Origin of the sequence: Streptomyces sp. NPDC056486, assembly GCF_042795295.1 — a bacterium.
Taxonomy (GTDB): domain Bacteria; phylum Actinomycetota; class Actinomycetes; order Streptomycetales; family Streptomycetaceae; genus Streptomyces.
The window spans coordinates 1-23,430 of sequence record NZ_JBHTSF010000083.1 but is presented as its reverse complement, the minus strand read 5'-3'; the positions used below and the strand labels follow the sequence as shown (position 1 = coordinate 23,430).

16 protein-coding genes are annotated in these 23,430 nt (G+C 70.1%); 4 read left to right on the top strand and 12 right to left on the bottom strand.

Annotated elements, in window-relative coordinates; all coding sequences use genetic code 11:
- Window positions 1–3: 3 nt before the first annotated feature.
- The 6 genes from ACFQ7F_RS28065 to ACFQ7F_RS28040 form a co-directional block, all read right to left on the bottom strand.
- Entirely contained in the window at window positions 4–1,620 is a 1,617-nt protein-coding gene (locus tag ACFQ7F_RS28065) for a succinic semialdehyde dehydrogenase (protein ID WP_383275796.1), read from the bottom strand.
- A 152-nt stretch (window positions 1,621–1,772) separates the two neighbouring features.
- On the bottom strand, window positions 1,773–3,476 hold the full coding sequence (locus tag ACFQ7F_RS28060) for a serine/threonine-protein kinase (protein ID WP_383275793.1): 1,704 nt from the start codon (window positions 3,474–3,476) through the stop codon (window positions 1,773–1,775).
- Between the two features lie 166 nt (window positions 3,477–3,642).
- The gene (locus ACFQ7F_RS28055) at window positions 3,643–5,286 is read right to left on the bottom strand and encodes a protein kinase (protein ID WP_383275790.1); all 1,644 of its coding nucleotides are present in this window, start codon (window positions 5,284–5,286) and stop codon (window positions 3,643–3,645) included.
- Window positions 5,287–5,389: 103 nt separating this feature from the next.
- Window positions 5,390–7,180, bottom strand: a complete 1,791-nt coding sequence (locus ACFQ7F_RS28050; RefSeq protein WP_383275841.1) for a serine/threonine-protein kinase — start codon at window positions 7,178–7,180, stop codon at window positions 5,390–5,392.
- A 268-nt stretch (window positions 7,181–7,448) separates the two neighbouring features.
- Entirely contained in the window at window positions 7,449–10,244 is a 2,796-nt protein-coding gene (locus tag ACFQ7F_RS28045; protein ID WP_383275787.1) for a protein kinase, read from the bottom strand.
- Window positions 10,245–10,532: 288 nt separating this feature from the next.
- Window positions 10,533–12,671, bottom strand: a complete 2,139-nt coding sequence (locus tag ACFQ7F_RS28040; protein WP_383275784.1) for a serine/threonine-protein kinase — start codon at window positions 12,669–12,671, stop codon at window positions 10,533–10,535.
- A gap of 136 nt (window positions 12,672–12,807) precedes the next feature.
- Between ACFQ7F_RS28040 and ACFQ7F_RS28035 the strand changes: the two genes are divergently transcribed.
- Window positions 12,808–12,933: a hypothetical protein gene (locus ACFQ7F_RS28035; protein ID WP_383275781.1), complete on the top strand. Its 126-nt coding sequence runs from the start codon at window positions 12,808–12,810 to the stop codon at window positions 12,931–12,933.
- 247 nt (window positions 12,934–13,180) lie between these two features.
- Here the strand turns inward: ACFQ7F_RS28035 and ACFQ7F_RS28030 are convergent, their stop codons facing one another.
- Window positions 13,181–14,887, bottom strand: a complete 1,707-nt coding sequence (locus ACFQ7F_RS28030; protein WP_383275778.1) for a glycerol-3-phosphate dehydrogenase/oxidase — start codon at window positions 14,885–14,887, stop codon at window positions 13,181–13,183.
- Between the two features lie 228 nt (window positions 14,888–15,115).
- On the opposite strand from ACFQ7F_RS28030, the gene ACFQ7F_RS28025 reads away from it, so the two are divergent.
- A complete protein-coding gene (locus tag ACFQ7F_RS28025; protein ID WP_383275775.1) occupies window positions 15,116–16,369 on the top strand; it encodes a nucleotide sugar dehydrogenase in 1,254 nt (417 codons plus the stop codon).
- Between the two features lie 78 nt (window positions 16,370–16,447).
- Here ACFQ7F_RS28025 and ACFQ7F_RS28020 read toward each other — a convergent pair whose 3' ends face one another.
- The 4 genes from ACFQ7F_RS28020 to ACFQ7F_RS28005 all read right to left on the bottom strand — a co-directional run bounded on the left by ACFQ7F_RS28020 (window position 16,448) and on the right by ACFQ7F_RS28005 (window position 20,844).
- Entirely contained in the window at window positions 16,448–17,572 is a 1,125-nt protein-coding gene (locus ACFQ7F_RS28020) for a GuaB3 family IMP dehydrogenase-related protein (RefSeq protein WP_383275772.1), read from the bottom strand.
- Between the two features lie 149 nt (window positions 17,573–17,721).
- On the bottom strand, window positions 17,722–19,227 hold the full coding sequence (gene guaB / locus ACFQ7F_RS28015; RefSeq protein WP_383275769.1) for an IMP dehydrogenase: 1,506 nt from the start codon (window positions 19,225–19,227) through the stop codon (window positions 17,722–17,724).
- Window positions 19,228–19,390: 163 nt separating this feature from the next.
- Window positions 19,391–19,966 carry a sigma-70 family RNA polymerase sigma factor gene (locus ACFQ7F_RS28010; protein WP_383275766.1) on the bottom strand — a complete coding sequence of 192 codons (576 nt, stop codon included), beginning with the start codon at window positions 19,964–19,966 and terminating at the stop codon, window positions 19,391–19,393.
- A 266-nt stretch (window positions 19,967–20,232) separates the two neighbouring features.
- Window positions 20,233–20,844: a response regulator transcription factor gene (locus ACFQ7F_RS28005; protein ID WP_003948568.1), complete on the bottom strand. Its 612-nt coding sequence runs from the start codon at window positions 20,842–20,844 to the stop codon at window positions 20,233–20,235.
- A 380-nt stretch (window positions 20,845–21,224) separates the two neighbouring features.
- Between ACFQ7F_RS28005 and ACFQ7F_RS28000 the strand changes: the two genes are divergently transcribed.
- Window positions 21,225–21,542 (top strand): WhiB family transcriptional regulator, encoded by a 318-nt coding sequence (locus ACFQ7F_RS28000; RefSeq protein WP_383275763.1) that lies wholly within the window; start codon window positions 21,225–21,227, stop codon window positions 21,540–21,542.
- A gap of 58 nt (window positions 21,543–21,600) precedes the next feature.
- Here the strand turns inward: ACFQ7F_RS28000 and ACFQ7F_RS27995 are convergent, their stop codons facing one another.
- A complete protein-coding gene (locus ACFQ7F_RS27995) occupies window positions 21,601–22,497 on the bottom strand; it encodes a LysR family transcriptional regulator (protein ID WP_383275760.1) in 897 nt (298 codons plus the stop codon).
- A gap of 139 nt (window positions 22,498–22,636) precedes the next feature.
- Between ACFQ7F_RS27995 and ACFQ7F_RS27990 the strand changes: the two genes are divergently transcribed.
- A complete protein-coding gene (locus ACFQ7F_RS27990; protein WP_383275757.1) occupies window positions 22,637–23,410 on the top strand; it encodes an SDR family NAD(P)-dependent oxidoreductase in 774 nt (257 codons plus the stop codon).
- Window positions 23,411–23,430 lie beyond the last annotated feature (20 nt).

Here is a 23,430-nt window from a genome sequence, read left to right as displayed (position 1 = left end):
GCTCTAGCGCAGGCGCAGGGACTTCATGACCTTCAGGCTCAGGCTCATGAACGCCGCGTACTTCTCGTCGTCCATGCCGAAGGACGGCGCGAGCGGCATAAGACGCTGGTGCGCGACGGTCTGCGCCTCGGTGTACTTCAGGATGCCCTCGGAGCCGTGCCGGCGGCCCAGGCCCGAGTCCTTCATGCCGCCCATCGGCGACTGCACGCTGCCGTAGGCGGGCGCGAAGCCCTCGTTCACGTTGACCGTGCCGGTGCGCAGGCGGGCCGCGATCTTGCGTCCACGGCTGCCGTCCTTCGTCCAGACCGAGGAATTCAGGCCGTACGACGTGGAGTTGGCGAGGTCCACCGCTTCGTTCTCGTCGGTGAAGCGGTAGACGGAGACGACAGGACCGAAGGTCTCCTCGCCGCACACCGCCATCGGGGACTCGACGCCGTCCAGGATGGTCGGCTCGAAGAAGTACGGGCCGATGTCGGGCCGGGCGACGCCGCCCGCGATCAGCGTGGCGCCCTTGGCGACCGCCTCGTCGACGTGCCGCTTGGTGGTCTCCAGCTGTCGCTCGCCGACCAGCGAGCCCATCTCGGCGCCGTACGCGAGGGAACGGCCGAGCCGCATCGCCTTCGTCCGCGCCGCGAAGCGCTCCACGAACTCGTCCGCGATCGACTCGTGGACGTACAACCGCTCGATGGAGATGCACAGCTGGCCCGCGGACGAGAAGCAGGCGCGCACCGCGCCCGCCGCGGCCTTGTCGATGTCGGCGTCGTGGAGCACCAGCATGGCGTTCTTGCCGCCGAGTTCGAGCGAGACGCCGACGAGCCGGCCCGCCGCGCCCTGCGCGACCTCGCGGCCGACGCGGGTGGAGCCGGTGAAGGATACGTAGTCGGCGTGCTTGACGATCTCGGGGCCGATGACAGGGCCCTCGCCCAGGACCACCTGGAAGACCTCGGCGGGCAGACCGGCCTCGATGATGAGGTCGCGGGCCCACAGGGCGGTCAGGCAGGTCTCCGTGTCGGGCTTCATCACAAGGGCGTTGCCCGCCACAAGTGCTGGCAGCGCGTCACCGATGGAGAGCTCGAGGGGGTAGTTCCAGGGCGCGATCTGGCCGACCACACCGCGCGGCTGACGGTTCTCGGTGACCTTCGTGAGGGTCGGTACGACGCCGGTGTGCCGCTTGGGGTTCAGATACGCGGGGGCCTTGCGGCCGTAGTGCCGCGCGGCGACGGCGACGGCCTGCAGCTCCTCGTGCGCGTGCAGCCTGGCCTTGCCGGTCTCCAGCTGGATGAGGTCGAGGACCTCGGCCTGGCGCTGCAGGACCAGATCGTGGAAGCGGAGCAGGACCGCGGCGCGGCGGCGGACCGGGGTCCGCTCCCAGGCGACCTGGGCCACGCGGGCGCGCTCGAAGGCGGTGGCCACGTCCTCGGGGGTGGACTCGGGCAGGTCGGCCAGCTTCTCGCCGCTGAACGGCGTGTGGTTGGCGGTCCGTCCCGTGCCGATCACGTCCCGGGTGAGCTGCGCGATCAGCTCGGGAGTCACCACGTCGGCGGTGGTGCGCGCGCCTTCGGGAGCGGCGGCTATCGGGTTCGTTCCGAGGGGCGCTGCGGTGGCCTGCGAGTCCGTCATGGTGGTGAGCGTAGGCCCAGGTCAGGGTTTTGGGTACCCGTCGGTAATCAGCTTTCACCGAGCACACACACGATGCCAGCGATCGCTGGCGGCAAAGCCCCTGATCAGGGGCTTAACCGGTGTCCGCAGCGCCTGGGAGGAGTCCGCAGGGGTCAGAGCTTGTCGATCCCCAGATTCGCGATGGCGGTCTTGGCCACCTCGCGGCCCCGCTCGGTGAAGTCGCCCTTGCCCGGGTAGTCGATCCACAGCCGGTACATGTTCCCGGACTTGGTCCGGTAGTAGAGGATCTTGGCCTCGTGCGGCTGCTCGGTCTCCGAGTCGGTGTACTTGACCGTGTTCTCGGCGGCCTTCCGATCCTTGTACTTGGTGTCGCCCGTCGTGCCGTCCGGAGCGGGATCGCCGGACATGTGGCTGAACGAGGTCTCGCCGCTCGCCTTGAAGTCCTCCATGTCGGCGTACGCCTGCGAGGCGGCGGACCCGAGGATCTCCTCGGAGGTGTCCTTCTTCTCGGCGAGGTCGAGCGTGATGAAGATGGCGCCACTGGGATCGGTGTACCTCACCCAGGTCTTGTCCGTGTCGGTGTCGTCGGGCTTGCTCTCCACGTAGTGCTCCGGAGCGGAGACAGTGGCGGCGACCACCTTCGACTCGTGCTCCTTCCAGCCCTCCGTGTCCGAACCCCCGAAGGGGTTCAGGGCGACCAGCACGCCCGCCGCCACGGCCACGACGGCCACACCGGCGATGACGGCAAGCGCCTTGCGGCTGAGGAAGACGCCCTTGCCTCCGGAGGCACCGCCACCGGTCTGGACGACCTGCGTGGGCGCAGCCTGCGGCGGCTGCCCCGCTTCCTCCAGCAGGGCGCGGACCTGCGCCGCGCGCGGCCGCTGGCTTGGCTCCTTCACCAGGAGGCCGTTGATCGCCTGCGCCAGCGGGCCCGAGGCCGAAGCCGGCGCCGCCGGGGTCGCGTTCAGGACGGACTGCAGCGTCGCCGGGGTGTTGTTGCGGCGGAACGGCGACACGCCCTCCGTCGCGGCGTAGAGCACCACACCGAGCGACCAGAGGTCCGACGCGGGGCCCGGGCGCTGGCCCAACACCCGCTCCGGGGCGATGAACTCGGGCGAACCGACGAAACCGCCCGTGTCCGTCAGGTTCGTCTCGCCCTCGATCTGGGCGATGCCGAAGTCGGTGAGAATGACCCGGTCGTGCTGCCCCAGCATCACGTTGTCCGGCTTGACGTCACGGTGCAGGATGCCCGCCTGGTGGGCGGCGTCCAGGGCACCGAGGACCTCGAGACCGATCCGGGCGGCGTCGCGGGCGCCCAGCGTGCCCTCCTGGAGCGCGGCGCCGAGCGAGCGGCCCTGGACCAGCTCCATGACGATCCACGGCTGGCCGTCCTCCACCGCCACGTCGTGGACGTTGACCACGGCCGGGTGGTCGAGTCGGGCCGCGGCGCGCGCCTCGCGGCGCATCCGCTCGAAGACGTTGGCACGCTCCCGCTCGGGCAGGTGGTCGGGGATCCGGGGTTCCTTGACGGCGACCTCGCGGTCCACCGTCTCGTCCTTCGCGCGCCAGACCGTGCCCATGCCGCCGTGGCCGAGCTTGGACAGCAGGCGGTAGCGGCCGGCGATCAGGCGCCCCGCGCCGGGATCCGGCTCGGACGGCTGATTCGGGACCACCTGGGTGGGCTGGGCGTACGGGGAGGGGGGCGGCGTCGGTGCGGCGGGCTGGTACGGCCCGGCCTGGTGGTGCGCGGTCTGCTGTTGCGATGCCGGTTGTGCTGGCTGTGCTGGCTGTGGTGGCTGCAGTCCGAAACTCGTGGGTTCGTACGCGCCGTTCGAGGCTCCCCCGTCATTGCTCATGCCCACATGAGTACCTTGCCGAAGCCATCAGGTTCCACTCGGGTCACTGACTTGTGACAGGGGTGATGCGCCGGGCCGCACTCCAGCGGCGTATCTCCGAGCCTCATCGACGTACGTCCGAACGTCATCGGCGTACGTCCGAGCCTCATCGGCGTACGAACAAGCCTCAGCGGCGCACGAACGAGTCCACCGCCGTGTCGAAATACCGCCTGCCCTCTTTGGCCCTGCCGACCGGCGCCGAGACCCACACGTCGTACATCCGACCGCCCTCCTCCCAGCACAGGTCGAACGTGTGCCGGTTGCCCTCCGCCTCCGTGAAGCCGTCCCAGCTGAACTGCCAGAGAGCTGCGGGCCGTCCGTTGTGCGAGGTCTCGGTGACCTCGCCGTCCCGGTAACCGGGGTTGTTCTTCGGCCCCTTCTCGTCGGAACGGCGCTGCACGGCGAGCGGGCCGCCCGGCTCCGTGGCCGAACTCTTGATGCCTATGCGGAAGGTGCCGCCCGGCGACTTGTAGAAGACGCGGGGCCCGTCCACCTCGCGCGTGAAGCCGACCGGCACGGCGAGCGTGAAGCCCCTGCGGTCCTTCGTGACGCGGTAGCCCTCGGGGGCTTCGGGCGCCGAAGGCTTCGGGGTGCTGGAACTGCGCGTCACCGTCACCGTCGGGGTCGGCGAAGGCGAGGGGCTCCCCGTCTGCGTCTGCCCGGTCTGCGAACTCTGCGAGGCCGGCGTCGACGGCGTACCGCCGCCCCCTTCGCCGTCCCTGCTCATCAGGAGCGCGGCGGACACCCCGGCCCCGGCCACCGCGGCCACGAGCGCGGCGGCGATCAGCATGGCGCGGCGCCGGCGGCGCGATGGCCCCGCCACTTGCGCGGGCGGACGGGTGGGCAGGTCACGGTAGGTGGGCGTGTAGCCGCCGAGCCGCCCGCCCGGCAGCGCCGACGGCTGCCCACCGGCCCGGCCCGCGGGCGTGGACGGCATCCGTCCCGTCTCGACATACGTCCGCAGCAGCCGCTCGGCATCGTCCACGCCGAGCCGCCGGTCGGGGTCACGTTCGAGGAGACCGAGGATGACGGGCAGCAGCGGCGCGGCGGCGGGCGGCGGGCGGATCTCGTCGAAGACGACAGCGTGCAGCACCTGGCTGATCGAATCCCGGCGGAAAGGCGACTCGCCGGTCACCGCGGCGACGAGGAGCGCGCCGAGCGACCAGAGGTCGGACTCGGGCCCTGTCCGCTCGCCCGACATCCGCTCGGGCGCGGTGTACTCCGGAGATCCCACGAAGGACCCGATCTCCGTGAGCGTCGTCGCCCCGCTGACCTGCGCGATCCCGAAGTCGGTGAGGACGACACGCCCGGTCGTCTCCTCCATGAGGACGTTGGCGGGCTTGATGTCGCGGTGCAGCACCCCGGCGGCGTGCGCGACGCGCAGCGCCCCGAGCAGGGCGATGCCCATCCGGGCCACCGCCCGCGCGTTCATCGGACCCGACCGCGCGATCCGCCCGGCCAGCGAACCGCCTTCGATCAACTCCATGACGATGTACGGGTGGTCGCCCTGTACGACGACATCGTGGACGACGATGATGTGCGGATGCTGGAGCTGCGCCGCAGCCCGCGCCTCGCGCAGGGTGCGTTCGACCTGCTGCATCGCGTCGGATTCGGAGAGCGTGTCGTCGAGGGCGAGTTCCTTGACCGCGACCTGGCGGCCGAGGAACTGATCCGTGGCCTGCCAGACCACGCCCATGCCACCCCTGCCCAGCCGCGCATCCAGGCTGTAACGGCCAGCTATGACCCGGGCGTTGCCCCCCACGCTCCCCATGCGGCCATCATGCCCCACACGTGTGCGGTCGGACCCTGTGAGCCTGCGCGGCGGACTGGTTCCGGCCGCTTGTCCCAGCCATCCCGGGTGCGGACGACCGCGTTCAGCTCTCCCGCCAGCCCCGGAGTATCGCGTCGAACTGCTGCCGCGCCTTGTCCCAGTCGGCGGCGGGGGACGACATGTAAATCACGTACTCGACGCCGTCACGGCTGATATAGCTCTGTGAGATGGCGCGGCGCGGGCCCGCGGTCGTGTCGTTCGCCCCCGCAGTCCAACTGAACTCCCAGAGCGCGCCCTGCAGGTCGCGGAAGGTGTTCTGGTCCAGCTGCAGCCGCTTGTAGCTGGGCTCCAGCTTGGGCTGCAGGTTCTTCTCCAGCTCCAGCTGATGCCTGTAGGGGCTCTCGAACGTCGTGTTGCGGTCCATGCTGATGCGTACGAAGTGCCGTCCGTGGTCCGGGGTGTAGTCGATCTGGCTGCCGTTGGCCTCGCGCTCCCAGCCCTTGGGCAGCATGAGGCTGAAGCCCGCGGCGTCCTTCACCCTGTGCCAGCCGTCGGGGATGCCGCCGACGGCCTTGCCCGGATTTCCGTCACTGGCCTGCGGCGTACTGCCGTTGTCGCTCTCCTGGAGGTACAGGTAGCCGGCGGCTCCGCCGCCGAGCAGCACGAGCACCGTGAGCGCAGCGACGATCGCGGGCCACTTGCGGCGCTTCGGGCTCTTGTACGAGGGCTGGTGGGCACCGTGGACGACGGTGCCGGAGTGGTGAGGTGCGGAGTTGGGGCCGGTGCCGGTGCCGGGCCCCGTTCCGATGCCGGTGTTGCTTCCGGAGCCGTACCCGGTGTTGTTTCCCGAGTCGTACCCGGTGTTGTTTCCGGAGCCGTACCCGGCGTTGTTCCCGGAGTCGTACCCGGTGCTGGTTCCCTGGGCGACGGTGCCGGGCTGCGGTGTCTGCGCATACGGCTGGGGCTGCGGCTGCGGTTGGGACTGCGAGTGCGGTTGGGACTGCGAGTGCGGTTGGGACTGCGACTGCTGGGACGGGGTGTGGACCTGCGTCGGCACGTACGCAGGACCGGCGCTCGGCTGCCGCCCCTCCGCCGCCTCTGCGAGCATCAGCTCGGCCACTTCCGCGGTCGGCCGGGTGTCCGGGTCCTTGCGCAGAAGCGCGCTGATGACCGTGCCGAGCGCCCCCGCGTGCTCGGGCGGCGAGGGCTCCTCCGTGACCACGGCCTGCATCGTGCCGATCGGCGACGTGCGGCGGAACGGGGAGTTGCCCTCGACCGCCGTGTACAGCGTGGCGCCGAGTGCCCACAGGTCCGACGCGGGGCCGGGGTTGGCACCGCTGACCCGCTCGGGGGCCAGATAGTCGACGGAACCGACGACCTCGCCGGTCCGCGTGATCGTCGAGTCGCCCTCGATCGCGGCGATCCCGAAGTCGGTGAGCAGGATGCGCCCGTCGTTCGACAGGAGGACGTTGCCGGGCTTGACGTCGCGGTGCAGGACGCCGGCGGCGTGCGCGGCGCGCAGGGCCTTCAGGGTCCACAGGCCGATACGGGCGGCCTCGACGGGCTCGATGCGGCCACGGTCCTTGACGGCGTCGGCGAGCGAACAGCCCTCGACCAGCTCCATCACGATCCAGGGCCGGGCGTCGTACTCGAGGACGTCGTGGACGGTGACGACCGCGGGGTGGTTGATCCGGGCCGCGGCCCGCGCTTCCGCGTGCGTGCGCGCGAAAAGGACCGCGCGGTCGGCCTCTGCCACGAACTGGGCAGCCGTCAGCTCCTTGACGGCGACGGTCCGGTGCAGCACCTCGTCGTGCGCCCGCCACACTCGTCCCATGCCACCGCGGCCTATGGACTCACCGAGCCGGTAGCGGCCCGCGAGGAGCAGGCCTTGCATCTGATTCACGATCCCCCGCAATGGTTCTGACATGGCCCAGGTTAGGGAGCGGGGGGCGTGCGGGGAACCTCCGGGGGTGCTCAGAGACCTCACTGTGACGCGTGACGCAACTAAACGGGGCGTTCCAGGACACCAACTACCGCTGATCAGAGGGCTAATTCAGCATTCATGAATGTTTACGAACATCCATGACCGCCTAAGAGCACCTGTGAAACTTCATGAACGTCTGTGAACTTTTACGAACTTTAATGACCGCGAAGGGCCGCCCTCAGTCGACTTGATACGTGGCCGAAGCCTGCTCGAAGAGCCGCGACACCTCGTCACGTTCGGCTTCAGGACCCCGGATCTGCACGACGTGGTACTTACCGCCGACGGCCATCGCGAGATTGCGCACGAAGGTCTCACGCCCCTCCGCATCCTGCCAAGTGAACTGCCCCTCGGCCATGGTCCGCCCGCCGACCTCCACCGTCCGCATCCCGCTGGAGGTGGCCCAGGTCGAGTCGCGGAACGGCTGCAACTCGCGCTCGTGCTCGCGCTGGTACTTCATCGGGTCCTTGCCGTACTCGTCCGTGCCGTCCCGCCCCGGCACGACGATCAGCTCGAAGTCCCCGTGCGTGTAAAGGATCTGCCCCCGCCCGTTCTTGGGCTGCCGGTCCCAGCCGCTGGCGACGGCGACCCGGAAGCCCTCAGCGTCCTTGCGGAGCGCGAAGCCCCGCGGCAGATCGGGCCCGCCGGTCTGCGTCTTCTCCGTGTCCGGGCTCTTGTCGGGCTTATCGCTCGGCCGGTCGGACTTGCCGTCCTCGCTCGGCCGGGCGCTGGGGCTGCTGTCGGAGTCCGGCGCCTGGCTGCTGCCGGGGTTCCCCGCGGAGCCGGCACGGTCACTGCCCCCGGTCTCCCCGGACTTGGGCATGAAGGCCACGGCGTACGCGATCGCCGCGACGAGCCCGACCAGGACAAGGATGAGCAGAAGTCGCCCCAGGGAATGCGGCCGCCCCGTCCCGCTCTGCTTGGGAACGCCGCCCCGCTTCGGCGCTTCGCTCCGCTTGGGCCTGGGCTTGGGCACATCGCTGCGCCTGGGCGCGGCCGCGGGTGCGGGTGCGGGCGCCACGGACGCCATCCTGGCTTCCCGTCCCCGCTTGGGCTGCTTGGGCTGCTTGTGCTTGTGACGCCCGTTCTGCCGGTTCGACGTCGGGGTGGCGGCGGGCGCGGAGCCGCGCCGCTTCTCGGGTGTACGCCGCTTCTTGCGACGTACGAGATCACCGCGACGGCGTACGACGGGCAGCCGCCGGGCGTCGAACGGCGGCGCGGGCACGACGTTCACACCGGCTTCCGGCTCGGGCGCCGAGCGGACCAGCGAACGCAGCCAGCCGTTCAGCTCCTCGAAGTCGAGCCGCTCGGTGGGGTCCTGCCGCAGCAACGACTCGACGACGGGCCGCAGCGGCCCGCACTCCTCCGCGTAGGCGGGCGGCTCGGCGCACACCAGCTGGACGAGCTCGAAGGTGCTCTCCTCCGGGTAGGGCGCGTGGCCCTGCACGGCCCGGAACAGCAGGGCGCCAAGCGCCCAGAGGTCGGTCGCGGGCCCGATGGGCGGAGCTAACTGCCAGTTCTCGTGCACGGGCCCGGCCTGCTCGGGCGCCCATCGCTCGGTCACGCCTCCGACCACGGTCATCCGTGCGTGCCGGGCGCGCTCCGCGGCAAGAGCGGTGGCGGGGCCACGCCGGGCGCCGCTCCGCTCGGCGACGAGGGCGTCCCAGTAGCTGTGGCCGGGTGCGGAGGACGTGGGCGCGGGAACAGGGGTGGCGGGGGCTGGAGTGGCGGGGGCGGGAATGGCGCCCGGCGCGCCGCTGCTGACGGCGGAACCCGGCGCGTCGTTACGCGGCGTGGGGCCAGGCCCGCCATTGTGACCGGGCCCTCCGTTATGACCAGGCCCGCCCTTGCGACCAGGCCCTCCGTCGTGAGCAGGCCCTCCGTTGTGGCCGGCTGCGCCGGTCGGCCCCGCGCCCCTCGGCACAGCCCCATGCCACTGCTTCGTGTCCCCGACGCCGTACGGATCCAGGATCCGCCCGGCAGCCTCGGCCTCGGCCTCACCACGGCTGCCGCCACCGCTGCCGCTCTCCTCGTCGTACCCCGGACTCGCCCCGTACGACCCACCGGCCCTGGGCCCCGGCACCTCTCCGCCCCGCGCCGCAGCCCGCGCCCCTGCGCGATACGCGGCTATCGCGCTGGTCCGAGCCGCCCGCGCGTCACTCTCGGGCTCCACGGCAGGGGCAGCCTCGATCGCCGCATTCCCACGCGACCCATCAGCGTCGCCAGTCTCGTAGGCCTCATAGGCCTCGTAGGCCCCGTCAGGCTCGTCCCCATCGTGCTCACCCCCGCCACCACCAGCAGCACCGGCGCGGGCGTCAGGAGCGCTCTCAGAGCCCGCGAAGAGCTCCTCGGGCCGAGGGTCGTACCCGCACAACGCTTCTTCCGCCGCGCCCGCCGCGAGGCCCGTGAGGACCACCCGGCCGTCGTCGCAGACCAGGACCGTGCGAGCGGTGATGTTCCGGTGGACCCAGCCGTGCGCGTGCAGCACCCGCAGCGCCGTCACCACGTCCGACGCGATCTCCGCGGCCCGGTACGGGCTCAGAGGCCGGTCCGCGAGCAGCGCGGCAAGCGGCCTCGCCGCCACCAACTCGCTGACTATCCACAGCGAACCGCCCTCGGCGAACACGTCGAAGACCTGGTCGAGCCGAGGGTGGTCGGGAATCTGCGCGGCGGCCTGTGCCGCCTCTATCGCGCGCCGCACCGCCGGATCCGACGGCCTGCGCGTCGTACGCGCCGACGGCCGCCGCACCGCCCCCGCGCTCACGAACCCCGCAGGAAGCTCCCCCTCCGGGAGGTCACGCTCATCGAGCTCGAGCACTTCCGCATCGACGACCTCGGGCAATGGCACCTGCCTGACCAGGACTTCCTGCCCGCTGTAGGTATCGAAGGCCCGCGTCTCGGCGAGTTCGTACTCATCCGCGGGAGGCAGCGGCAGGCGATAGCGGTCGGCGAGTACCCGCCCCGCATATTCGTCCACGACGCCTCCCCGCGTCCGCCCGGTGGTCAAATCCGTTCGTGTTACGCCCTGTTGCGGCTGCGTACGGTCCGCAGGCACTCACGATACGTGCCGGAGGCAAACCACATTGAAGGGATTCCAGATCTCACCGGTACCCGTTCCGCGGACTCCCTGATTCCCCGAAGCCCGCGCCCCCGACCTCCCGCATCGCGGCCGAACCGCTGCCGCACCACGACAGCCCCACGACCGCACCGCTGTCGCTTGGCTTGTTCTGTGCCACTTCTGCGCTACTTCTTCGCTACTTCTTCGCTACTTCTTCGGCTTGAACGACTTCGTGAAGGTCTGCCAGGCGTCCTTGCGCTCGGCGCTGTCCCACTTGTCGGCCTTGGCCGTGTACATCATTCCGTAGCCCAGACTGCCGTTGACGACGAACCCGCGGTCTATCGAGCGGTACTTCGTGCCGCCGTCGACGTACGTGAACTCCCAGTCGGCCGTGTTCCAGCCGCGGTAGTCGGCCTTCTCTATCCGGATCCGCTTGTACTGCGAGCGGACCATGTACGACTCCTGCTTCTTCCAGTCGCTCACGGGGTCGGACTTGGGGGTGGACGTCCAGCCGATCAGCAGCTTCTGCCCGTCCGGACCGGTGAAACGCGCGCCCGCGGCAGCCGTGGACTCGTACTTCCAGCCCTTGGGCAGGCCCACCGAGAACCCTTGGGAGTGCTTGTACGTCGACTCGGCGCCGTCATCCGGCTTCTTGCCGGAGTCGTCCCCGCTGTCGTCGCCGCTCTCGCTCTGGTCCTTGCCGTCATCCGAACCGGAGCTCTCGTCCGAACCCGCGCCCTTGTCCGCCTCGCCCTTGCCCTTGTCGGCACCGCCGTCCTGCCCGGCGCCCTTGTCCTTCTCCTTGTCCTTCTCGCCGCCGCCCGCGGTCGCCCCGCTGGACGTGGTCTTGTCGCCGCCGCTCTTGCTGTCCCCGGCGCCGCTCTCGTCCCCGCCGCTCAGCGAGAAGGCAAGAACAGTTCCGAGCACCGCGATCGCGAGGGCCACCGAGAAGATCACGAGCGTGCGCCGCGGCACCACATCGGTGAGCGAGGCCTTGGGAGGCGTCGCACGCGGCGGCGCCGCGGGAACCGGCGGAGTACTGGAACCAGCATCAGCCCCAGACCCTGATCCAGACGCAGACCCAGAAACCGCAGCAGTCCCGGAATCAGCCGCTCCCGCGCCCGTGCCCCGCGCGGTGGCCGCAGCCGCGGCCGCACGTACCGACCGGAGCGCACCCTTCAGCCGGTCAGCCGTCTCCTCGCCCTTGCCGCCCCCGGAGTTCACGCCGGAGTCCACGGAGGAGTTCGCAGTGGTTCCAGCGGTCTCGGAGGCCCCTGCGGCCCCAGCAGCCCCGGCGGACTCAGACGCAGCCGCCGAGCCGGCGGCACCCGCGGCCACGCCACCCGCCGCGCCCGCCCCGGCCGCACGACCGGCGCCCGACTTCCCCTTGCTCTTGCTCTTGTTCTTACCGAAGCGCTTGCCCAAGGACGGCGGCACCGGAGGCAACGGCACGACCTTCGTCGCGTCGACCGGCTCCGGCTCGTCCTTGACCTCGGGCGCGTGGATCACGTCGAGCAGGAATGCCCGTGCCCCCGCGTCGTCGAGCCGCTGGTCGGGGTCCTTGGCGAGCAGGCCGTAGATGACCTTCTCCAACGGCCCGGCGTTCGTCGGCTGTTCGACGTCCTCGGTCATGACCGCGGTCAGGGTGGCGATCGCCGACCCCTTGTCGTACGGAGGCACGCCCTCCACCGCCGCGTACAGCAGCCCGCCCAGCGACCACAGGTCGGCCGCCGGACCCGGCTTGTGCCCACGCGCCCGCTCCGGGGAGATGTACGAGGGAGCGCCGACGAGCATGCCGGTGGACGTGATCGACGGGTCGCCCTCGACCTGCGCGATACCGAAGTCCGTGAGGACGACCCGCCCGTCCTCGGCGATCAGCACGTTGGACGGCTTCACGTCGCGGTGCAGAATCCCCTCGCGGTGCGCGGAACGCAGCACGTCGAGCACCGCGAGGCCGACCTCGGCCGCGCGCCTGGGCGTGAGCAGCCCGTCCTCGCGAAGGGCCTCGGCGAGCGACTTGCCCTCGACCAGCTCCATCACGATCCACGGCCGGTCGTCCTCGTCGACCACGTCGTACACGGTCACCGCGCTGGTGTTGCGGATCCGTGCGATCGCCTTGGCCTCACGCAACGTACGCGTGATGAGCCGCCGCTTCTCGTCCTCGTCGATGCTCGAGGGGAAGCGCAGTTCCTTCACCGCGACCGTACGGCCGAGCGTCTCGTCCTTGGCGCGCCAGACGGTTCCCATTCCGCCGCGGCCGAGCACCTCGCCCAGCCGGTAGCGCCCGGAGAGGAGACGTTCGCTCTTGTCCTGACGGGACTGACCCGCCTTCTCCGCGTCCGACATGCGTCCCCTCTGCTGCTACCGCTGCTACCCGCGCAACCCGCCCTGACAGAGCCTTCATTGTCCCTTACTTCGGGACTGGTCTACGCCCAGGGTCCAACGTCCCTCATGACGGGCTCCGCACAAGGAGGGGACCACCATGCCCGTTCCACGGACACTGTCGGCCCTACCCCTTGCGGTGGCCCTCATCGGCCTGGCCTCCGCCAGTGCGCCGCCGGCCGCGAAACCGGCCGTGGGCGCCACTCTTCCGTTGCTCGTCACCTGAAGCAAGGCCCCGCCGCGGCACTGTTGGCCCGCGAAGCCCCATGGTCCACGGCATATACCTCTACCCGCAGAAGCTGTGCCGCGGCACCTCGGGCCGGGGCCACACCGATGAGTCAGCGGGCCCGGCCCTTGAACGGAAGCTCCTGAAGGCTGAGTTCTGCCCGTAGGGCTTCGCGTCGACCGGGCCCCGCAGGGGTGCTCCAGAGCGGGACGATATCCGTGCTCCAGAGCAGGACGATGCCCGTGCTCTAGAGCGGGACGATGTCCGGTGCCCCCAGCCTCGCCGCGTCCGCCGTCAGGTCGTCCGGCTGCCGCTGCGACTCGCGCTCCGCCTCCACCCGCTTCTCGTAGTGCTGTACCTCCCGCTCCACCTGGTCCTTGTCCCAGCCTAGGACCGACGCCATCAGCTCCGCGCACACCCGCGCACTGCGCGTGCCCCGGTCGAACGTCTCGATCGAGATGCGCGTGCGCCGCGTCAGCACGTCGTCCAGATGCCGTGCGCCCTCGTGCGACGCGGCATAGACGATCTCGGCGCGCAGATAGTCGTCCGCGGCCGGTAGCGGCTCGCCCAGCGTGGGGTCGGCCGTGATGAGTGCCAGGACTTCCTCCGCCAGCGATCCGTACCGGTTCAACAGGTGCTCCACGCGCACCACATGAAGGCCTGTGCGTGCCGCGATCCTGGCGCGCGCGTTCCACAGCGCCTTGTACCCCTCGGCGCCGACCAGCGGAATGTCCTCGGTGACACATTCGGCGACCCGCTGGTCGAGGCCGTGCACCGCCTCGTCCACGGCGTCCTTCGCCATCACCCGATACGTCGTGTACTTGCCGCCCGCGATGACCACGAGGCCCGGCGCCGGATGCGCCACCGTGTGCTCGCGCGACAGCTTGCTCGTGGCGTCCGACTCACCGGCGAGCAACGGCCGGAGCCCCGCGTACACCCCTTGCACGTCGTCCCGTGAGAGGGGCACCCCGAGCACCGAGTTCACATGCTCGAGCAGATAGTCGATATCGGCGCTGGACGCCGCCGGATGCGCCTTGTCCAGGTCCCATTCGGTGTCGGTCGTCCCCACGATCCAGTGCCGGCCCCACGGAATGACGAAGAGGACGCTCTTCTCCGTCCGCAGGATCAGACCGGTCGTCGAGTTGATCCGGTCCTTCGGTACGACCAGATGGATGCCCTTGGACGCCCTGACGTGGAACTGGCCCCGCTCCCCGACCATCGCCTGCGTGTCGTCCGTCCACACACCGGTGGCGTTGACCACCTGCTTGGCCCTGACCTCGTACTCCCCGCCGCCCTCGACGTCCTGCACCGTGGCGCCGACGACGCGTTCGCCCTCGCGCAGGAAGCCCGTCACGCGGGCCCGGTTGGCGACCTTGGCGCCGTACGCCGCCGCTGTGCGCACCAGTGTTGCCACATAGCGCGCGTCGTCCATCTGCGCGTCGTAGTACTGCATGGCCCCCACCAGCGCGTCCTTCTTCAGACACGGGGCGACGCGCAGGGCGTGACGCCGGGTCAGGTGGCGGTGCATGGGAAGGCCGCGGCCGTGTCCCCGCGACATCGACATGGCGTCGTACAACGCGACGCCCGACCCGGCATAGATCCGCTCCCAGCCCTTGTGCTGCAAGGGGTAGAGAAACGGCACCGGCTTCACGAGGTGCGGGGCGAGCCGCTCCAGGAGCAGGCCGCGCTCCTTCAGCGCCTCCCGCACAAGCGCGAAGTCGAGCATCTCCAGATAGCGCAGGCCGCCGTGGATCAGCTTGCTCGACCGGCTCGATGTGCCCGACGCCCAGTCCCGTGCCTCGACGAGGCCGGTCGACAGACCGCGGGTCACGGCGTCCAGTGCGGTGCCCGCACCGACCACTCCCGCGCCCACGACCAGGACATCCAGCTCCCGCTCGGCCATTCCCGCAAGTGACTCGGCGCGCTCCGCCGGTCCCAAGGTCGCTGTCCTCACCGCTGCCTCCCGTTAGCTGTCGGGTGTGGTCGCGCTCACATCATGCCCAGATTCTGGTCGTGTCCGCTGAGTTCGGCCGCCGCCTGTGGACAACACTCCGACACCTGGCACAGGGCAATGCCGCATAACGGTCATATTTACTCCTAGTCTGACATTGCGCTGGTCCGGCTTGTCCACAGGGCTTGCGCGCTCGTCCCGCTCCGGCTATTGGGAGGACGGCCCCCCGCCATGCCCGCAGATCTCGCCGTCATCGGTCTCGGCCGCCTCGGCCTGCCCCTCGCCCAGGCCGCCGTCTCCGGCGGCATCGCCACCATCGGCTACGACCCGGCCCGCGCCGTCGACCTGGCGAGCGGCCGCCTGCCCTGCGACGGCGCCGAGGGAACCCTCACCGCCGCCGATGTCCGCCGGATGCTCTCGGGGGGTTTCCGGCCCACCACCGACCCGGTCGAGCTCGGCCGGGTCCGCACCGCGGTCATCTGCGCTCCTACTCCTCCGGCAGCCGACCGCACCCTCGACCTGAGCCAGGTGGCCGACGCCGCCCGCGCCCTGGCCGCGCGCCTGCGCCCGCACACCACGGTCATCCTCGAGTCACCCGCGTACCCCGGAACCACGGAGGAATTCCTCCGCCCCATCCTCGAAGAGGGCTCGGGCCTGCGCGCGGGCCGCGACTTCCACCTGGCGCACTCGCCCGGCCGCCTCGACCCGGGCAACCGCACCCACGGCTACGCCGGCACCCCCAAGGTCATCGGCGGCCTCACCCCGGCCTGCACCGAGTCGGCAGCCGCCTTCTACGGCCGCCTCACCGACAAGGTCGTACGCGCGCGTGGCCCGCGAGAAGCCGAGACCGTGCACCTCCTGGAGACCAACTACCGGCACGTGAACATGGCCCTGGTCAATGAGATGGCCGTGCTCTGCCACGACCTGAGCATCGACCTGTGGGACGTCATCCGCTGCGCCGAGACCAAGCCCTTCGGCTTCCAGGCCTTCCGCCCCGGCCCCGGCGTAGGCGGCCACGGCGTCCCCCTGGACATCCCGGGACCCGGCCGCGGCGCACGCGGCCTGCGCATGGTCGAACTGGCCCAGCAGGTCAACGACCGCATGCCCCGGTACGTGATCCAGCGCTCGGCGACCCTGCTCAACGAACACGGCAAGTCCGCCCGCGGCGCCCGCGTCCTGCTCCTCGGTGTCACCTACAAGCCCGACCTCGCCGACCAGCAGGGCTCCCCCGCCCAGGAGGTCGCGACCCGCCTGATGGAGATGGGCGCCGCCGTCAGCTACCACGACCCCTACGTGCCCAGCTGGAGCGTGCTCGGCCACCCCGTCCCCCGCGCGGACTCCCTCTACGAAGCCGCGGCCGACGCCGACCTCACGATCCTGCTCCAGCACCACCGCACGTACGACCTGCAGGGTCTTGCCGTGAAGGCCCAGCTGCTCCTCGACACCCGCGGCGCGACCCCGGCGGGCGCGGCCCACCGTCTCTGACGCACACAAGAAGGGCCCCGGTACGAGTACCGGGGCCCTTCTTAAAGAAGAGGTCGATCAGCTCTGAGAAGCAGGCGATCAGCGCTTGTGCTGCGAGTCCCCGACCGTCACCTCGACGCGCTGGAACTCCTTGAGCTCGCTGTAGCCCGTCGTCGCCATCGCCCGGCGCAGCGCCCCGAAGAAGTTCATCGAGCCGTCCGGGATGTGCGAGGGACCGGTGAGGATCTCCTCCGTCGTGCCGACCACACCGAGGTCGACGCGCTTGCCGCGCGGCACGTCCTCGTGGACGGCCTCCATGCCCCAGTGGTGCCCCTTGCCGGGCGCGTCCGTGGCGCGCGCGAGCGGGGAGCCCATCATCACCGAGTCGGCGCCGCAGGCGATGGCCTTGGGCAGGTCGCCGGACCAGCCCACGCCACCGTCCGCGATGACGTGCACGTACCGGCCGCCGGACTCGTCCATGTAGTCACGGCGGGCGGCCGCGACATCCGCGACGGCGGTGGCCATCGGCACCTGGATGCCCAGGACGTTGCGCGTGGTGTGCGCGGCGCCACCGCCGAAGCCGACGAGGACACCGGCCGCGCCCGTACGCATCAGGTGCAGCGCGGCGGTGTACGTGGCGCAGCCGCCGACGATCACCGGCACGTCGAGCTCGTAGATGAACTGCTTGAGGTTGAGCGGCTCGGCGGCACCGGAGACGTGCTCGGCGGAGACGGTGGTCCCGCGGATGACGAAGATGTCGACACCGGCGTCCACGACGGCCTTGGAGAACTCGGCGGTGCGCTGCGGGGAGAGCGCGGCGGCGGTGACCACGCCCGAGTCGCGCACCTCCTTGATGCGCTGCCCGATCAGGTCGGCCTGGATCGGAGCCGCGTAGATCTCCTGGAGGCGCCGCGTCGCGTTGTCGGTGTCCAGCTCCGCGATCTCGTCGAGCAGCGGCTGCGGGTCCTCGTACCGCGTCCACAGGCCTTCGAGGTTCAGGACGCCGAGACCACCCAGCTCACCGATGCGGATCGCGGTCTGCGGGGAGACGACCGAGTCCATCGGGGCCGCCAGGAAGGGCAGCTCGAAGCGGTAGGCGTCGATCTGCCAGGCGATCGAGACCTCCTTCGGGTCGCGGGTACGACGGCTCGGCACGACGGCGATGTCGTCGAAGGCGTACGCCCGGCGGCCGCGCTTGCCGCGCCCGATCTCGATCTCAGTCACGTGGGTGGCCCTTCAGCTTTCTTCGGTACTTCGCACTTCTTAGGCACTTCGGCACTCGGTCTGCCGTTCCAGTATCCCCGACGCGCGCAAAGGGGGCGGCCCCGGGAATCCGGACCGCCCCCACGCGCGCGTGCGCGGCGAAATTCGGGTCAGCGCTTGTTCGTGTAGTTCGGCGCCTCGACCGTCATCTGGATGTCGTGCGGGTGGCTCTCCTTGAGGCCCGCGGACGTGATGCGCACGAAGCGGCCCTTGGACTCCATCTCGTCGACGGAGGCGGCGCCCACGTAACCCATCGTCTGGCGCAGGCCGCCGACGAGCTGGTGCAGCACGTTGCCCAGCGGGCCGCGGTAGGGCACCTGCCCCTCGATGCCCTCGGGGACGAGCTTGTCGTCCGAGGAGACCTCCGCCTGGAAGTAGCGGTCCTTCGAGTACGAACGTCCCTGGCCACGGCCCTGCATGGCACCGAGCGAACCCATGCCGCGGTAGGACTTGAACTGCTTGCCGTTGATGAACATCAGCTCACCCGGCGACTCCTCGCAGCCCGCGAGCAGCGAGCCGAGCATCACGGTGTCGGCGCCGGCGGCCAGCGCCTTGCCGATGTCACCGGAGTACTGGAGGCCACCGTCGCCGATGACCGGGACACCGGCCGCACGCGCGGCGACAGCCGCCTCGTAGATGGCGGTGACCTGCGGGACGCCGATTCCGGCGACCACGCGCGTGGTGCAGATGGAACCCGGCCCGACACCGACCTTGACGCCGTCGACACCGGCGTCGATGAGCGCCTGCGCTCCGTCGCGCGTCGCGACGTTGCCGCCGATGACGTCGACGTTCACGCCCGACTTGATCTTCGACATCCAGCTCAGGGCGTTGCTGTTGTGACCGTGCGAGGTGTCGACGATCAGGAAGTCGACCCCGGCGCCGGCAAGGGCCTGCGCCCGCTCAAGTGCCTCGGGGCTCGCACCGACGGCGGCACCGACGAGGAGACGTCCCTCGGCGTCCTTGGCGGCGTTCGGGTACTGCTCGGCCTTCTTGAAGTCCTTGACGGTGATGAGGCCCTTGAGGATCCCCGCGTCGTCGACGAGCGGCAGCTTCTCGATCTTGTGGCGGCGGAGGAGCTCCATGGCGTCCACACCGCTGATCCCGACCTTGCCGGTCACGAGCGGCATGGGGGTCATGACCTCGCGCACCTGACGGCTGCGGTCGTTCTCGAAGGCCATGTCGCGGTTGGTGACGATGCCGAGCAGCTTGCCCGCCGGGTCGGTCACCGGAACGCCGCTGATGCGGAACTTGGCACACAGCGCGTCGGCCTCAGCCAGCGTCGCGTCCGGATTCACGGTGATCGGGTCGGTCACCATGCCGGACTCGGAGCGCTTCACGAGGTCGACCTGGTTGACCTGGTCCTCGATCGACAGATTGCGGTGCAGCACACCGACGCCACCCTGCCGCGCCATGGCGATGGCCATGCGGGCCTCGGTGACCTTGTCCATCGCCGCCGAGAGCAGCGGGATGTTCACGTGGACGTTGCGAGAGATGCGGGACGAGGTGTCGACCGCGTTCGGGAGGACCTCCGACGCACCGGGCAGCAACAGCACGTCGTCGTAGGTCAGCCCGAGCGTCGCGAATTTCTCGGGCACTCCGTCGACGTTTGCAGTCATGACACCTTCCCCAAATGGCCTTGATCGGTGCGGATGTCCATGCTAACGGGAACCGAGGGTGTCTCATTCCACGATCAAGATCATCGACCAGGTTTGTACGTTCATACGGCACGAACCGACGCCGAAAGCGATCGCTGGGCAACCGCCGGGCGACCGATGACCGCTACTGCTCGGCCAGTGCCCGCAGCCGGCTCAACGCGCGATGCTGCGCGACCCGCACAGCTCCCGGGGACATCCCCAGCATCTGCCCGGTCTCCTCGGCCGTGAGCCCGACCGCGATCCTCAGAAGCAGCAGCTCGCGCTGGTTCTCCGAGAGGTTGGTCATGAGCTTCTTGGCCCATTCGGCATCGCTGCTGAGCAGCGCGCGCTCCTCGGGACCGAGGGAGTCGTCGGGCCGTTCCGGCATCTCGTCCGACGGAACCGCCGTGGAGCCGGGATGGCGCATCGCCGCGCGCTGCAGGTCGGCGACCTTGTGCGCGGCGATCGCGAAGACGAACGCTTCGAAGGGGCGCCCCGTGTCCTTGTACCGCGGCAGGGCGAGAAGGACCGCGACGCACACTTCCTGCGCCAGGTCCTCGACGAAGTGCCGTGCGTCACCGGGCAGTCGAGAGAGCCGCGTGCGGCAGTACCGCAGCGCCAGGGGGTGCACATGAGCCAGGAGATCGTGCGTGGCCTGGTCATCGCCCTCGACCGCGCGAAGGACGAGGGCACCAATCACCGTCGTCTTGTCATCGCGCATCGGTCCATGGTGCCTTGGCGCTGATTGATCCGTGGCACCACGTCCATAGTTGTGCACCGAAGCGTTATGAGCAGGTGCGCCGGAACTCATCTCGTGCGCCCTCCCCTCCCGCTCGACCGACCTGTCCCCGAGGAACTCCACACCTCAAGGATGCGGCATCGGCGGCGAAGCAACGGCAACCGCTCCCGAGAAAGGGAGCGACGGGCGTCCGTCACCCCGCCCACCACACAGCGGGCGGGGATCGCCGTGCCCGCACGGCGACACACCTATCGGACCAGGCCCCAGCGGAAACCGAGCGCCACGGCGTGCGCGCGGTCCGAGGCGCCGAGCTTCTTGAACAACCGCCTGGCGTGGGTCTTGACCGTGTCCTCGGAGAGAAAAAGCTCACGTCCGATCTCGGCGTTGGACCGGCCGTGGCTCATGCCCTCGAGCACCTGGATCTCACGCGCGGTGAGGGTGGGCGCAGCGCCCATCTCGGCCGAACGCAGTCTGCGCGGAGCCAGTCGCCACGTCGGGTCGGCGAGCGCCTGTGTGACGGTCGCGCGCAGTTCGGCGCGCGATGCGTCCTTGTGCAGATAGCCGCGGGCACCGGCGGCGACCGCGAGTGCGACACCGTCCAGATCCTCGGCCACGGTGAGCATGATGATGCGCGCACCGGGGTCGGCGGACAGCAGCCGCCGGACTGTCTCGACGCCGCCCAGACCGGGCATGCGTACGTCCATCAAAATCAAGTCCGAGCGGTCGGCGCCCCAGCGGCGGAGGACTTCCTCGCCGTTGGCCGCTGTCGTCACGCGCTCGACACCGGGCACGGTCGCGACCGCGCGGCGGAGCGCCTCTCGGGCAAGCGGGGAGTCGTCGCAGACGAGGACGGATGTCATGACCGCCCTCCGCAGCTGATGCGCGTCACCTTGAGCCTCCAGGCTGGTACATATTCGTCACCTGTGCGGTTGACGCTCTCGGACACTTGCCCGAGCGCTTGTTCTTTCAACCGCCTCGCACTCTCAACGACGGTCACCCGAAAGAGTTACGGGGCGGTCGGCCTCGTTCGGCACTCTACGTGAGGGCGCGGACACAGAGCAGACGGCGCAAGAGACCCTCAACCTTTCATCACAACCCATGCCCCATTTAGCCGCTTTCCTTCCCTTTTACTGGTGTCTGTGGCTAGATTTTCCAATGAGTCATATTTTCATCTCCTTAGACAGTAGATGTACGGTCATGGGCACCGTATCCGCGCATAACGGCTACCAGGAGACAAGCAATGGCAGATTTCTCCCGCCTTCCCGGACCGAACGCAGATCTCTGGGACTGGCAGCTCCTCGCGGCCTGCCGCGGGGTCGACAGCTCGCTCTTCTTCCATCCCGAGGGCGAGCGGGGCGCGGCACGCAGCGCGCGTGAGAACTCGGCCAAGGAGGTCTGCATGAGGTGCCCGGTGCGGGCGGAGTGCGCCGCTCACGCCCTCGCGGTACGAGAGCCGTACGGCGTGTGGGGCGGGCTTACCGAGGACGAGCGCGAGGAGCTCATGGGCCGCGCCCGCAACCGCCTCGTCACGACGTCCGCACCGTCGGCATCAGCCTGAAGGAACGTTTCTGCACACGCACGCCCAGCAGAGGCGCACTCAGCCGGCAAAAGCGCACTCAGCGCTCAGCGGCCCTCGCGAGGTGGTCGAGCGTGGCCGCCACCGCGGGTACCTGCGCCAGATCGGGCAGGGTGAGCGCGACGATCTCGCGCTGGACGGCAGGCTCCACCGTCACTGTGCGTGCACCTTTGGGGCGTACGGACTCGATGGCGAGCTCGGGCAGCACGGCGACTCCCAGGCCCGCGCCCACCAGGCCGATCACCGCCGGATAGTCGTCGGTGGCGAAGTCGATGCGGGGCACGAAACCCGCCCCTTCGCAGACCTCGACCAGCTGCCTGCGACAGCGCGGACAGCCCGCGATCCACGGCTCGTCGGCCAGTTCCCCGATGGCGACCGAATCCGCCTTGGCGAGCCGGTGCCCCTCGGGCACGAGACCGACGAGCCGGTCGGCGAGCAGCGGGCGCACGACCAGGTCGTCCCACTCCTCTGCGGCGGACGCGCCCTCATAGCGGAAGGCGAGCGCCACATCGCAGTCGCCCTCGCGCAGCATCTCGACCGAGCGCGGCGGTTCGGCCTCCTCGAGCGAGACCCGCGTTCCGGGGTGCGCGGCGCGCAGGGCGGCGAGCGCGCTCGGCACCAGCGTCGAGCTGCCGCTGGGGAAGGAGACGAGGCGGACCCGGCCCGCCCGCAGGCCCGCGATGGCGGCGACCTCCTCCTCGGCGGCGGTCAGACCGGACAGGATCCCGGCGGCGTGCCGGACCAGGGCCTCGCCCGCCTGGGTGAGGCGCATCTCGCGGCCCGTGCGGATCAGCAGCGGCGTACCCACGGAGGCTTCGAGTGCCTTCATCTGCTGGCTGACGGCGGGCTGGGTGCAGCCGAGGTCGCGCGCCGCGGCCGAGAAGGATCCGGTGGCGGCGACCGCACGCAGGACGCGGAGATGGCGGGCCTCAATCATGAATCAAGCATAAGTGACGCTTGGATAAGACGCCCAATAATGCGTCGACGCTTTGAGCAGGCGGGCCTGGCCTCGGGCCGTCGGGCCGTCAGGCCGTCCGGGCGACACAGCGGTCGGCGGATCTCACTAGCCTTGGTCCATGACTACGGCTCTGATTACGGGATCGACCGCCGGTATCGGCGCGGCCTTCGCCCGGAGGCTCGCCGGTGACGGCCACAACCTGATCCTGGTGGCACGGAACACCGAGCGGCTGCGGGAGCAGGCGACCGAACTGCACGACCGGCACGGCATCGAGGCGGAGGTCCTCACCGCGGACCTCGCGACGGACGACGGGATCGCCGCCGTCGAGAAGCGGCTCGCGGACCGCAGGAGTCCGGTCGACCTCCTTGTGAACAACGCCGGGTTCGGCAACAAGGGCCAGTACCTGGAGGTGTCGATCGAGGACGAGCTGACGATGCTCAAGGTGCACTGCGAGGCGGTGCTGCGCCTGACGTCGGCGGCGACGGAGTCGATGCGCGAGCGGGGTCGCGGAGGTGTCGTCAACGTCGCGTCGGTGGCGGCGTTCGTGCCGCGCGGGACGTACGGCGCGTCGAAGGCGTGGGTCGTGCAGTTCACCCAGGGTGCGGCGAAGGATCTGGCCGGTTCCGGGGTGCGTCTTATGGCCCTGTGCCCCGGATTCGTACGGACCGAGTTCCACGAGCGCGCCGGGATGGGCACGTCCAACATCCCCAAGTGGATGTGGCTCGACGCGGACAAGCTGGTCGCGGCCGCGATCGCCGACCTGGCACGCGGCAAGACCCTGTCCATCCCGGACCCGCGGTACAAGGCGCTGATGGGCGTGGTGAAGGTGACCCCGAGGGCGCTGCTCGGCGGAGTGACTTCACGAACGGGCCGCAAGTACGGCCCGCAGTAAGAAGAGCGCCCCGTAAGGGG